This window comes from Hymenobacter antarcticus (assembly GCF_039539545.1).
GTDB classification, from domain to species: Bacteria; Bacteroidota; Bacteroidia; order Cytophagales; family Hymenobacteraceae; genus Hymenobacter; species Hymenobacter antarcticus.
On sequence record NZ_BAABDI010000007.1, the window covers coordinates 24,122 to 36,429 of the forward strand.

Consider the following 12,308-nt stretch of genomic DNA (forward strand, 5'->3'; position numbering starts at 1 on the left):
TTTTCACCTGTTACTTCTTCCTGCTTATGAAAGCGCTATTGTTTCTGACCATGTCTCTCATGGGCTTGCTGGCCGTGTTGGTCGCGGCCCGGCCAGCGGCCAAATCCCGGCCGGTCGTGGCCGGGCGCGTGCCGGTGGTAGTGGAGCTATTCACGTCCGAAGGCTGCTCCAGCTGCCCGGCGGCTGATGCCACCCTGCGCGAGCTGGCCGCGGCTCAGTCGGTGCCCGGGGTCGAAGTCATCGCCCTCGGCGAGCACGTCGACTACTGGAACCGCTTGGGCTGGAAGGACGGCTTCTCGTCGCCGGCCTACACCGCGCGCCAGCGCCAGTACGCCGCTGGGTTTGGCACGGGTTCCTACACGCCCCAAGCCGTGGTGAGCGGCCGCTACGAGTTGGTGGGGAGCCGCACCGGCGAGCTGGCCGCCATCGTGGCCAAAGCCGCCAAGGCTCCGCAGGCCGTGCTGACCGTGGCCACCAGCGGCAGCGCGGCGCAGGTGCGCGTGAGCAGCGTGCCCACCGGCACGCCCGCCACCGAAGTGCTGCTGGCCATCACCGAAAGCGGCCTGGCCTCCCAGGTTGGGCGGGGCGAAAACGCGGGCCTACTGTTGCAGCACGCGGCCGTGGTGCGCCAGCTGCTGTCCCTGGGCCACGTAGGGGCCGATGGCACCTTCAGCGCCAGCCCACCGCTAGCGCTGCACACCAGCTGGAAGCGCGCCAACCTGCGGGCGGTGGCCCTGGTGCAGGAAGTTGCCTCGCGCCGTATTGTAGGGGCGGCCGCTGTTGCCTTAAAGAGCGAATAATGAATGCGCAACGTGACAAGCCGCTTTCATTCCTCGCTGAGCGAAGCGTAATATTGCGAGGCGATTTTCATCGCCCAGTTGCCGCTCCGCATGACCCCATCAATCCCTGTGCCGGCCCAGTGGCCCGACCGCTACGGCGACGAGCTCTACCGTTTTGCCCTGAGCCGCGTGAGCGATGCCGACATAGCCGAGGAAGTAGTGCAGGATACCTTCTTGAGCGCCCTCGATGGCCTGGCCACCTTCCGGGCCGAGGCGTCGGAGCGCACGTGGTTATTCATCATCCTGCGCCGCAAAATTATCGACCACTACCGGCGGCAGGCCCGCGCCACTCATGTCGGGCTCGACGAAATCAGCGACGGTGGCTCAGCCGAAGCCGATTATTTTACTCCCGAAAATGGCCATTGGAACGGCCAGCAAGTCCCGGCCAGCTGGTTTCGGGCCGATGCTGCGCTCGAACAGCAGGAGCTGCACGAGATTCTGCAGCGCTGCCAGGAGCGGCTGCCGCCTCAGCAGGGGGCAGTGTTTGCACTGCGCTTCGTGGAGGAATTATCGGCCGAAGAAATTTGTCAGGAGCTCGGCTTGAGCTCGGCTAACTACTGGGTTATCGTGCATCGGGCCAAGCTGCAACTGCGCCGCTGCCTCGAAAAGCACGGCCTGGGCAAGAATTAACTATTGGATATGCTACGTCTTATCACCTGTCAAAACGCGACGATGCTGCTGGAAAAGCAGGCCGACCAGCCCATGGCCCGCGCCCTGCGGGCCAGCCTGTGGCTGCACCTGCACTATTGCCCCTACTGCAACCGCTACGCCAAACAAACCGTGCTCATTGCCGAATGGGCGCGGGCCTCGGCCGCGTCGCGCGCCAGTTCCAAGGTCGTGTTATCTGATAATGCCAAGCAGCGGATGCGCGAACGGCTGGCCGCCGCGGGGTAAATCGCAGGTCGTTGCGAGCATCCCGCGAATCAAGCGGCGACGACGCAGTCCTTCCTGTTTCCAGCTACTCATCCAAAAACGAGACAACCGAAAGCCAGCGAAGCTGAGCCCTGGTACTGTGCGGTACTGGGGCTTAGCTTCGCTGGCTTTCGATTGTCACGTTATAAAAGGGGGTGGTTTTGAGAGGGCGGATTGACGCCGCTTGATTCGCGGGATGTCGGGCCTCCTCGCAATGACAGTTACGCGCCGGTGGGGGCCAGGCGTACCACCAGCCCATCGGTGCGGGGCGTGAGGCGAATCTGGCAGCTCAGGCGCGAGCCTTCGTGCACCACGGGCAGGGTTTCGAGCATGTCGAGCTCGTCGTCGCCGGGCTCGGGCAGGGCGGGGCCGGCCAGCACCTCCACGTGGCAGGTGGCGCAGAGCGCCATGCCGCCGCAGGTAGCCTGAATGTCGTAGTCGCTGGCTTTCAATAGCTCCATCAGGCTCAGGCCCATGTCGGTGGGGCCGATGAGCTCAGTGCGTTGGCCGGCGTCGTCTTCGACGTAGATGCGGATATCTTCTTCCATAATAACAGTTGGGTGCTTGCCTGAAACAAAAGAACGTCATGCTGAGCGGAGTCGAAGCATCTCGCCTGTGGTAATAACTCAATCGCAAGGAAAGAATTAATGGCAGCACGCGAGATGCTTCGGCTCCGCTCAGCATGACGTTCGGCTTTTCAGCCTACATACTAGGTGCCCCGTTGACAGTGGTGTACTTGAGGGTGTACTTCTTATCGGGGTAAATGTACTTGAATGCGCCCTGGCACATGAGCGCGGCCTCGTGGAAGCCGCAGAGAATGAGCTTCAGCTTGCCGGGGTAGGTGTTGATGTCGCCAATGGCGAACACGCCCGGCAGGGAGGTGCTGTAATCGAGGGTATCTACTTTCACGGCATCGTTTTCCAGCTCCAGGCCCCACTCGCCGATGGGGCCGAGCTTGGGCGTGAGGCCGAACAGCGGAATGAAATGGTCGAGCGGCACGGTTTCGGCCCGGCCGTCGTTGCCGGTGATGGTTACTTCGGCCAGCTTGCCGTTGCCGTGCAGGTGCGTCACGTTGGAGCTCAGCACCAGCTTGATTTTGCCGGATTCGTGCAGCTTCTGCACTTTCTCGGCCGAGTCGGCCGCGCCGCGGAAGGTGGTGCCGCGGTGCACGAGCGTAACATCAGCGGCTACGTTGGCGAGGAAATTAGTCCAGTCGAGGGCCGAGTCGCCGCCGCCGGCAATCACGATTTTCTTGTCGCGGAAGTGCTCGGGGTCGCGCACCATGTAGTGCACGCCCTTGCCGCCCTCAAACCGCTCCAGGTTTTCCACGGCGGGCTTGCGGGGCTCGAAGGAGCCCAGGCCGCCGGCAATGGCCACGGCTTTGCACTGGATTTCGGTGCCGTCGGTGGTGTAGAGCTGGAACGAGCCGTCGTCGAGCTTGGCAAACCGCTCCACCCGCTCGCCCAGCGTGAAGGTGGGGTGGAAGGGCTCAATCTGCTTCATCAGGTTGTCCACAAGGTCGCCGGCCAGGATTTCGGGGAAACCCGGAATGTCGTAAATCGGCTTCTTGGGGTAGATTTCGGAGAGCTGGCCGCCCGGCTGGGGCAGCGCATCCACCACGTGGCAGCGGAGCTTGAGCAGGCCGGCTTCAAAAACAGCAAACAAACCCACCGGACCGGCCCCGATGATGCAGATATCAGTTGAAATAATATTGGACATAAACGCAGTAGGTGCCTGAAGAAAAGCGGCCGCAAAGGTACGCCTCGGGGCCGGTGCCGCCAACGACGCCCGGATTTATAACAGTTGGCAGGGCAAAAACGTTGGCCCGGATTCGCTTATCCTATAGATAGTCCAGAAAGTGCGCGGCCTCCCAGATGCTCAGGAACTGGCGCACGGGCATGGCCCGGCTGGTCGTTACCTCGTCGGTGAGGCGGCGGGTAGGAAGGCCAGGCACATGCACTTCGGCTACTATATGCACGCCGTGGGCCACAATCAGGCGTTCGACGGCCTGAAAATGGGCAAGCAGGGCACTGTTGGTCTGGTTTACCACCTGCATGTCACTGAGAATCTGGAATTCCGGGCGCATTTCGGCCAGCGCGGCTGCCCAGTCGGCCTCGTAGTGGGGCAGGTCGGTAGCGGTCTGCATCGGCCCAAAGTTTTGGTAGAAAACGCGGTTGCGGGCTGGCTCTACCATTAGTTGGTATTCAGGACGGAGCGCGATGAGGTGCATAGCAAAGCTGGACTAATCCATTACCTATGACTAAAATTCATAAGTGGTTTATAGCTCACCATCAATACGCATTGGCTGCGACTTGGGACGGGTGGAAGTCTCAAAGGTACTCTTGCGAGGGGACGAGAAGGTTGGCCGGAACTATTTGGTTTGGGCCAGGCAGCGCGATAATTTTTCGCCTGCTGCCTATTGCCAGGTACCACCAGCCCGGTGGGTGCGTTTAGCTGGCATGATTTCGGCCGGAGGGCAGTTCCGCTACGTAATGACTATACTTCGCCCCAAATCCTTGCCAAGCGCTTACTCTATGCCGATTTCCGTTTCCGTGGGCTTGCCCGCGTCGTGCCTTTTTCGTCGTTTCCGGCTGGCCGGAGTATTCTTCGGGACGATTTCACTGCTGAGTGCCTGCACTTCCGAGCCCGCCGAGACTACCGCCAGCAAGCCCGCCAAGGGGGCCAAAGTAGTAGCTGAAGTTCCGGCTGCCACTGAAATGGCTCCGCTTAAGGTCAGTGTTTTTCTGGAATATTCGGGCGGGATGAAGGGCTTTGTACCGCGTGGCGGGGCCGACAAGCCGGCCACGGAGTTCCAGCAGCGCATCGGCGCGCTCATCACCGAAACCCAGGTGAGCGGGGCCGTGGCCGAGCGTAAGTTCTACCTCTGCGAAAATGCCGCGCCCCGGGCCGTGCCGTTTCAGCAGCTGCGCGACGTGGTGCAGGGCGAGGTGAACCAGGCCGCCCTGGGCACCGAGCTGCCCCAGATGCTGGAGGGCATTCTGGCCATGCCGCAGGCCACGCAACGAGTGAGCGTGGTGATTTCCGATTTTATCTACGGCCCGGCGCGCAAATCGGACTTCTCGCAGCTGCCCAACCTCATTCGCACCGCCATCGCGCCCGTGAGCCAGCAGCAGCTGGCTGTGGCCGTGTTTGGCGAAACGTCGCATTTCTACGGTACCTACCACCCGGCTGTGAAAACGCCCATGCCCAAGCGCCCGCTCAACGGCGAGAAAGTGCCGTACTACGTGTGGGTGATTGGGCCGCCCGCGCAGGTGGCCCGCTTCGCCGCCGAAGTGTTTAAGAATGCGCCGGCCCAGCAGGCATTTTTCGGCTTGAAAACCAGCCAGCCAGCTTTTGCACCCTTGCTCACCAAGCTCACCGACCCCAAATTAAAGTCGAGCGGCGGCACCGTCTACGCCGAAAACAACGGCCTGACCCTGAACCCCTCCGACGACCCAGTGGACTTTTCGGTGGGAATGAATTTGAAGGAATTGCCCGCCGCGTGGCAGAAACCCGCATTTCTGGCCCAACATCTGCAGGTGCGCCTGCCCAACGGCCAGGCCAGCCTGTTGCCCAACTCGGTGCGTCCGCTCACCGAAGAGGAGCAGAGCGGCCAGCCGGTGCTGGCCCCCTACACCCATGTAGCGCGCCTGCGGGTGAGCAAGCTGGCCAGCCCCACGGCCACGCTCACCATTGCGCTGCCCGCCCCGGAAACGCCGGAATGGGTAGCGGCCTGGTCTACCACCAATGACAATACGCCGGCCGCTCGCACGTTCGGCCTCGACCAGGTACTGGCCGGCGTCCGCCAATCGTATCCAACGCCGCTGCCAGCCGTATTTACGGTTCAGCTTCCTCTCAAAAACGATAAATAACCCGCCCTGCTTTCTATGCAAACCTTCTTCACCAGCCTGTACTCGGCCCTGATTTCCATTTTCCAAAGCCAGCGCCCGGCCGATTACGGCTTGTATAAAACCGACCTGTTTTCGCTGGTGGGCTGGAGCACGCTGGGCGTGGCCCTGCTGCTGGTGGTAGCCTTCTACTACGTCTTTAATTCGGCCATACGCACGGGCCTGTTCCGCACGCCGCACTGGGCCCTCACGCTGGCGCTGGCCGCCGGCCTGGGGGTTTTCCTCGCCAACAGCCTCAGCAAAAGCCACGGCGCGGAAGGCAGCAGCTACCTCGGCTACTTTATGGTGGTGAACATGCTGGTGGCGGCGCTGTGGTTCCTGCTGTTCTCGGTGCTGCTGAAGCGTTGGAGCACGTATGCGCGCACCACGCCGTTTGTGGGGCCTTTTTAATAGTTAATGATTAACGGTTAGTGGTTAATGGCATACCTACGTTTGGTCCTGCTTGTTAATTGTTAGCCGTTGAGAATTAACCACTAACCATTAATCACTAACCACTAAAAATGAAATTATTCATCTTCGCCGTGGGCGGCACCGGGGCCCGCGTGCTGCGCTCCCTCACCATGCTGCTGGCCTCGGGTGTGCGCATTCCGAACTGCGACCAGGTGGTACCCGTCCTCATCGACCCCGACACCCAGAACGGCGACGTGACGCGCACCGTGGCGCTGCTCAAGCGCTACGCCCGCATTCACGAAGCGCTGTACGGCGATGGCCAGAAGGAAAAAACCGGCTTCTTCAGCCAGCCCATGAACACGCTGGCCCACCTGAACACCAGCGGCGGCGGCGAGGAGCTGCGCGACTCGTTCGTATACGATTTCGGCGGCATCAGTCAGCCGTTTCGGGACTACCTGAAATACAACGACCTCTCGGTGGAAACGCAGGGCCTGGTCGATTTGCTGTTTACGCAGGACAGCCTCGCGGCCAACCTCGACGTGGGCTTCCGGGGCTCGCCCAACGTGGGCTCGGTGGTGCTGAACGCCGTGGTGCAATCCAAGGAAATGCGCTACCTCGCCCAGAGCCTGCAGGACGGCGACCGGGCGTTCTTTATCAGCTCGATTTTTGGCGGGACCGGCGCGGCCGGCTTCCCGCTGCTGGTGAAAAACCTGCGCGACCCCAACTCCGCCCTGGCCCACCCGGAGGTGCGCCGCCGCCTCAAAGCCGGGGCTTTGGTGATGCTGCCGTACTTCAAGTTGCAGGAGCCTTCGGCCGATGAGAAGTCAGCCGGGCAGGATTTTATCGACTCCAACACCTTCGTTACGAAGACCAAAACGGCCCTTTCGTACTACGCCGATAATTTGCAGGGCCTGGAGGCCATGTATTACCTTGGCGACCAGCCCGGCCAGCCCCTGGCCAACCACCCCGGCCGCGCCGAGCAGCGCAACCAGGCGCATTTGCTGGAATTACTGGGGGCCCTGGCCGTACCGCACTTCATGGAGGTGCCCGACAACCAACTCGACGGCAACCAGCCGCTTTACCACGAATACGGCCTCAAGGCGGACTCGGCGGATATCGACTTCGGCCAGCTGCCCGCCGATATGCGCCAGGAAGTGGCCCGCCCGCTGATTCAGCTGCACTATTTCGCCCGCTACTTCCTCAAGCACACTCCCGACGACGCCAAGGCGCCCTACTATGAGGCCGGCGACCTCGCGGCCCAGCTGCGGAATAACCGCGCCCTGCGCGAGCTAACTGACTTTTTTGGCGAATACAACGAGTGGCTGCGCGAGCTGGGCGTGAACCAGCGTCGCTACACGGCCATCCGCGCCGATGAAAGCGACTTCAACAAGATGGTGGCCGACAAAACGGTCGAAACCGGCATTTTCAGCAAAGGCATCACGCCGGGCTTCTTCCGTGATGAGCTGACGAAGGCGGTGGGCAAGGCCACGCTGAGCAACCCCACGGAGAACGAGGCGTTGCGCTGGGTGGTGAAGGCCTTTGAGGAGGCTACGGGGGAGATTCTGGATAAGAAGCTTCAGTACTCGTAGCCGCTCACCTCACCCCCCAGCCCCCTCTCCCGCGGAGAGGGGGAGCCTGACGGCATTCTTTCAAAAAACAAACTTGAATTAACAATAGAGGCCTATTTCAACCAGCATCTCCGCGCCGCCGTGGCTCCCCTCTCCACGGGAGAGGGGCCGGGGGTGAGGTGAACCGGCCGCGCCTCTTGCAACTCACAACATGGCTAAAATCCTGCGCTTACACGACACCGGCTCCAGCACCCACGAGGGCTGGGGGCCGACTGGTAAAATTGGCCCCCACGAAGTGGAGCGCCTGCTGGACCCGCAAGGCGGCCGCGCCGCCAAGGTGGCGGTTTCCATTCCATCGCCGTTTGCGCGGATGCACTTGGTGGAAACGGCCTTGCGCTTCGTGACCCAGGGCGGCACCAGCCAGGACTCGGTGTACCACCAGCTGGTGAGTCACTTCTGGGACGTGTGGGAGATGATGTTCAACTTCCACCAGCGCAAGCTGGCCAGCCAGCGCCTGCAGCTGCGGGCTTGGCGCAAGGACGAGGAACTGACCAAGCTGCGCGCCAACCCCGCCACCCGGCCCCTGGCCGACGTGTTGAGTCTATACCTCGATGGTCGCTTTACGAAGCTGACCGAGATGCACCTTATCTATTTCCCAGGTGCCAATGGCGTGCCGCAGCTCATCGGCGGTACTTCGCCGCTCACGCTGTTTTTTCCGGCTCCGAATATCAAGCCGCTGCCGGTGCAACGGCCTCAGGGCGGTGGCTATTATTTCGATAACCTGTACGTGCCGCTGGCCAACCGCGAAGCCGCTTTCCGCGACTACGTGTACCAGGAGTTCGTGGGCGACCCGACCCTGACCGCCCTCGCTCCGCTCGTGCGCGATACCCTCGACCGGGGGCTGCTGCAGAAATGGGCCATGGATGGCAACGCCAGCCTCAGCAATTTTCCGGTCCTGACGGATGCCTCGAACAACCAGATTGACGTGGCCGGCGTGCTGCTGCGCGTGCGTCCCGACGAAGGCACCGTGCGCGGTTCCGACCTATTTATCCGGCCCACGCGGGCCGGCGTGGCGGGGCCGCTGCCCATTGTGCTGCGTCCGGGCCTGAAAGCAGTCGGCAAGAAATACTATAACGAAACGCTGTTTGCCGACAGTGGAGCCATTGTGCCGGCCATCGACCCCCGGCCCTTGAAGGAGCGGACACTGCCTGGTCCGGAGCTGCCGTATCCATATCTGACCGTTAATGACCTGCTGGAAGAAACCCTGCTGGCCGTGCCCTACGAGGTAGATGAAACCCGTTTTTTCTGCGGGAATCTGAAAATTGCGCCCGGCTTCCGGCCCAGCAGCTGGCCGCTGCTGCCAATCAAGCCCGCGTATTTCGACTACTTCACCACCCACGAACTAGCCGAGCACCTGACGCTGGAGCTCGACCCGGCCTGCGTGCGCGTGAAGCTGCGCGTGCCCGTTAGCGGTGGCGATTTCGTGGATTATGAGCGCGCCTACTACGCCAACCCGCAGGGCGACGGCGTGGGCCGCTTGCGCGTGACCAACGTGGCGCTGTCGGTATTCCCCTTCGTGAAAGTGGCCGACGCGGCCCAGTATAATGACTTCTACAAAGTCATGCTGGTGGATGCCAATAACATCGACCCGAGCATGGTGACCAAGAAAGTCGACCTGAAATTCTGGGCCAACGGCCACCTGCTCAGCGAAACCGGCACCGACCAGAGCGCCACCCGCTACGAGCGCACCCCCAAAACCAGCCAGGACGAAGGCAGCACGTACTACGAGGTGCGCGGCACCCATTTCGACTACCTCGAAGTGCTGAACCCGGCCCCGGCCGAAGGGCGTGCTCTCATCATCCCGCGCTGGCCTGAACAGCGTCAGGGCACCAAGGAGTACCGTTTTGCCATCGACTTTGGCACCACGAACACCCACGTGGCCATGCAGGACAGCCCTGGCCAGGAGCCTAAGCCGTTCAGCTTCGGCCTGAGTGATACGCCCGTGGCCCTGCTCAAAAAGAGCACGACTGAGCCCGACCGCAGCGTGTACGAGCGCCTGTACCGCGGCATCGACGACGACCCGGCCAACTTCGTGCAAATCAAGCGCTGGCAGCAGTACCAGGAGCGCGAGTTCGTGCCGCCCATCATCGGGGCCGATAACTCGCCCTACGCCTTCCCCGCCCGCACCGCCACCTACGAAGCGGCCAACTATGCCACCCAGGAGCTGAGCGTATTGGGCAATATTAACGTGGCCTTCGGCATCATCACCGAGGAGCAGCGTCGGCCCAACTACCACACCAATCTGAAGTGGGATAATTCGCTGAACATTGCCAATACCAACCGCGTGCGGGCGTTTTTTGCGGAGATATTGCTGCTGTGCCGCGCTAAGGTGGCGCTGAATGGCGGCAACCTGGCGGCCACGCAAATCACTTGGTTTGCCCCGCTTAGTTTCTCGACTTACCAGCGCAATTTGTACCAGCGCGAGTGGGATACGCTGTTTCACCGCATCTTCCACACCACGAACTCCATGCCCTGCATGGTGGAATCGACGGCGCCGTACTACTACCTCACCCGCCGCAACATCGTGACGTTGGGGCCGGGCGAAAACGCGGCCTTCATCGACATTGGTGGCGGTACCACCGACGTGCTGCTCTACGCCGACCGCAAGCCGGTGCTCAGCACCTCTTTCCGCTTCGCCGGCAACGACCTCTGGGGCGATGGCGGGGCCGAAGTGCGTGGCTCGAAAGACAACGGCCTCGTGCGTTTCGGCGTGGCCGGGGTGCAGAGCGCCGTGCTTTCACCCGCTGCCCGCCGGGCCCGCGAATACGTGCTGGTGGCCGAAGGAACCGATAATTTCGGCTCCGAGGACGTGGCCAGCTTCCTGTTTAACTACGACCAGCTGCTGGGCTTCAGCGAACGACTGCTGCGGGCCGAGCACCTTCGGGTACTGTTCTACCTGCACTTCGGGGCCTTGATTTACCACGTGGCGCAGGTGACGGTGGCCAACGGCCAGCAGCTGCCGCGCTACCTCTGCTTCACGGGGCGCGGCAGCCTGTACGTGCGCCTGCTGGCGGCGGGCTCCAACCTGCAGCCGGTGGAAAAGCTGGCTCGCCTTATTATGGAAAAAGCTACTGGCCAGACCGTGCCGGCTGATTTCCGCATCAAGCTGGCCGATGACCCCAAGCAAACCACCGCCAACGGCGGCGTGCTCGCCACCGGCCAGATTCCGCAGGACCCGCCCCTGGTACGGCCCGTGGGCGTGCTGCCCGATGCCGACAACCCGCAGGCTGACAAAGGCGAACACCACCTCGAAGCCACGGCCGTGACCGATGAAATCAAGCAGGCGGTGCTGGCCAACGCCCGCGCCTGCCTCAAGCTGCTGCTCGAAGACCCCGAGCTGAAGCGTTTGCAGGCCGACTTGGGCGTGAAAAACGACCAGGGACTGGTGATGAGCACGCTGGAGCGCAGCCTCGGCGACTCTTTCAATCTCTACCGCCAGCAGTACGCCGACGTGCTGCGCGACGGTGACACCGTGCCCGAAACGCTGTTCTTTCTGCCGTTCAAAAACGCCCTGTATGAGCTATCCAAGGTGCTTCATGACGCGCAACCGCTCAACTAGCCGCCGGGGCTGGTGGGCCCTGCTGCTCCTGCTGGCCCTGGCCAGCGGGCCGCGGGCGCAGGCCCAGCCGACTGCCGGCGATTCATCGGTGCGGGTGCCGATTCCCGCCGAGCCGGCTTCCAACTGGCCGTGGATGCTGGGGCTGCTGGTGGGCGGCATTGCGCTCGGTGTACTGGGGGCGCGGCTGCTGGGCCGTAAATCGCAACCAGTGGCCAGCGGGGCAGCTGCCCCAGCGGCTTCCGACCCGCTGGCCGTACCCGCAACCGCGCTGAAGCGGCCCGCTGAAAACGTGGTGGTTCGTCCACCCGTGGTGCAGTCGCTCCGCGGAGTGCAGGGCAACCAACCTGTGCCTCCGCTGCCAAATCAGCCGCCCCGGCCACCCGCTCCGGGCAGCAAGCCTAAGCAGAGTCCGCCGAAGCAGAATTCCAAGAAAACCCCTTCGTCGCGCCAGGCCCAGTCCTGGCCGGCCAACGTTCCGCACCGCCCATCCGCTATGAACCCCACGCAACCACCCGTACCTGCCGCTTCCGAAGACCAGCCCCTGGAAACCGGCCAGACCGTGGAATGGGCAGCACCTACGTCCACCCCGCCGGCCATTCAGGAGATGCTGGACGCCAGCGCGGCCGAGACTGCGGTGCCCGCCGCGCCCGCTACGGAAGCCGCCGCGACTGCGCCGGCCGTGGCTTCCGGCCCCGTTCATTATTATGCACCGGCCCCGGACGTGCCCAGCATCGAGCACCGCAAGCTCAGCCCTAACCCGCTGCCGCAGATGCCGCTGATCATCACGCTGCCGCACGGCGAGGCGAATACGGCACAATTCTCCTTCAGCCCGCAGGCCGACCAGTCGCGCATCATCGGCAACGGCGTGCGTGAGTTGAAGGAGTTTTTTGCCTTTGAGCTCCCGCCTACGGAGCAGTTTACGACCATTAAGAACCTGACGCCCGGCAAGCTCGAAAAGCGCGACGACGCCTGGCACGTGGTGCAGAAGGCCGAAATCGCGCTGAGCTAACCCCACCCCTAGCCCCTCCCCGGTGGGGAGGGGGACTATTTTCTAATTATTCTAATCGTTGAT

At 62.5% G+C, this 12,308-nt stretch carries 11 protein-coding genes; 8 read left to right on the plus strand and 3 right to left on the minus strand.

Annotated features, from left to right (window positions below):
• Window positions 1-26: 26 nt before the first annotated feature.
• The 3 genes from ABD819_RS07030 (at window position 27) to ABD819_RS07040 (ending at window position 1,733) form a co-directional block, all read left to right on the plus strand.
• Window positions 27-800: a DUF1223 domain-containing protein gene (locus ABD819_RS07030; RefSeq protein WP_345122477.1), complete on the plus strand. Its 774-nt coding sequence runs from the start codon at window positions 27-29 to the stop codon at window positions 798-800.
• 90 nt (window positions 801-890) lie between these two features.
• Window positions 891-1,469, plus strand: a complete 579-nt coding sequence (locus ABD819_RS07035) for a sigma-70 family RNA polymerase sigma factor (RefSeq protein ID WP_345122479.1) — start codon at window positions 891-893, stop codon at window positions 1,467-1,469.
• A gap of 9 nt (window positions 1,470-1,478) precedes the next feature.
• Entirely contained in the window at window positions 1,479-1,733 is a 255-nt protein-coding gene (locus ABD819_RS07040; RefSeq protein WP_345122482.1) for an anti-sigma factor family protein, read from the plus strand.
• 239 nt (window positions 1,734-1,972) lie between these two features.
• On the opposite strand, the gene ABD819_RS07045 is transcribed toward ABD819_RS07040, so the two are convergent.
• The 3 genes from ABD819_RS07045 to ABD819_RS07055 form a co-directional block, all read right to left on the minus strand.
• A complete protein-coding gene (locus ABD819_RS07045) occupies window positions 1,973-2,299 on the minus strand; it encodes a 2Fe-2S iron-sulfur cluster-binding protein (protein ID WP_345122484.1) in 327 nt (108 codons plus the stop codon).
• A 154-nt stretch (window positions 2,300-2,453) separates the two neighbouring features.
• Window positions 2,454-3,461, minus strand: a complete 1,008-nt coding sequence (locus ABD819_RS07050; protein WP_345122691.1) for an NAD(P)/FAD-dependent oxidoreductase — start codon at window positions 3,459-3,461, stop codon at window positions 2,454-2,456.
• Window positions 3,462-3,591: 130 nt separating this feature from the next.
• Window positions 3,592-3,897, minus strand: coding sequence for a hypothetical protein (locus tag ABD819_RS07055; protein ID WP_345122486.1), 306 nt, complete (start codon window positions 3,895-3,897; stop codon window positions 3,592-3,594).
• Between the two features lie 388 nt (window positions 3,898-4,285).
• Here ABD819_RS07055 and ABD819_RS07060 point away from each other — a divergent pair, with 388 nt between their 5' ends.
• From ABD819_RS07060 to ABD819_RS07080, 5 genes are all read left to right on the plus strand, one after another.
• Window positions 4,286-5,623, plus strand: a complete 1,338-nt coding sequence (locus ABD819_RS07060) for a hypothetical protein (RefSeq protein ID WP_345122488.1) — start codon at window positions 4,286-4,288, stop codon at window positions 5,621-5,623.
• A gap of 15 nt (window positions 5,624-5,638) precedes the next feature.
• On the plus strand, window positions 5,639-6,049 hold the full coding sequence (locus ABD819_RS07065; protein WP_345122490.1) for a hypothetical protein: 411 nt from the start codon (window positions 5,639-5,641) through the stop codon (window positions 6,047-6,049).
• A gap of 110 nt (window positions 6,050-6,159) precedes the next feature.
• Complete coding sequence (locus ABD819_RS07070; protein WP_345122492.1) at window positions 6,160-7,638, plus strand: hypothetical protein; 1,479 nt, start codon at window positions 6,160-6,162, stop codon at window positions 7,636-7,638.
• A gap of 190 nt (window positions 7,639-7,828) precedes the next feature.
• On the plus strand, window positions 7,829-11,236 hold the full coding sequence (locus ABD819_RS07075; protein ID WP_345122494.1) for a hypothetical protein: 3,408 nt from the start codon (window positions 7,829-7,831) through the stop codon (window positions 11,234-11,236).
• Window positions 11,214-12,245 (plus strand): hypothetical protein, encoded by a 1,032-nt coding sequence (locus tag ABD819_RS07080; protein WP_345122496.1) that lies wholly within the window; start codon window positions 11,214-11,216, stop codon window positions 12,243-12,245. Before ABD819_RS07075 ends, ABD819_RS07080 begins: the two co-directional genes overlap by 23 nt.
• Window positions 12,246-12,308 lie beyond the last annotated feature (63 nt).

Bases quoted from the DNA above. Each gene is read 5' to 3' on its own strand.
- ABD819_RS07030 (WP_345122477.1), top strand. From the start codon at position 27: ATGAAAGCGCTATTGTTTCTGACCATGTCTCTCATGGGCTTGCTGGCC.
- ABD819_RS07035 (WP_345122479.1), top strand. From the start codon at position 891: ATGACCCCATCAATCCCTGTGCCGGCCCAGTGGCCCGACCGCTACGGC.
- ABD819_RS07040 (WP_345122482.1), top strand. From the start codon at position 1,479: ATGCTACGTCTTATCACCTGTCAAAACGCGACGATGCTGCTGGAAAAG.
- ABD819_RS07045 (WP_345122484.1), bottom strand. From the start codon at position 2,299: ATGGAAGAAGATATCCGCATCTACGTCGAAGACGACGCCGGCCAACGC.
- ABD819_RS07055 (WP_345122486.1), bottom strand. From the start codon at position 3,897: ATGCAGACCGCTACCGACCTGCCCCACTACGAGGCCGACTGGGCAGCC.
- ABD819_RS07060 (WP_345122488.1), top strand. From the start codon at position 4,286: ATGCCGATTTCCGTTTCCGTGGGCTTGCCCGCGTCGTGCCTTTTTCGT.
- ABD819_RS07065 (WP_345122490.1), top strand. From the start codon at position 5,639: ATGCAAACCTTCTTCACCAGCCTGTACTCGGCCCTGATTTCCATTTTC.
- ABD819_RS07070 (WP_345122492.1), top strand. From the start codon at position 6,160: ATGAAATTATTCATCTTCGCCGTGGGCGGCACCGGGGCCCGCGTGCTG.
- ABD819_RS07075 (WP_345122494.1), top strand. From the start codon at position 7,829: ATGGCTAAAATCCTGCGCTTACACGACACCGGCTCCAGCACCCACGAG.
- ABD819_RS07080 (WP_345122496.1), top strand. From the start codon at position 11,214: ATGACGCGCAACCGCTCAACTAGCCGCCGGGGCTGGTGGGCCCTGCTG.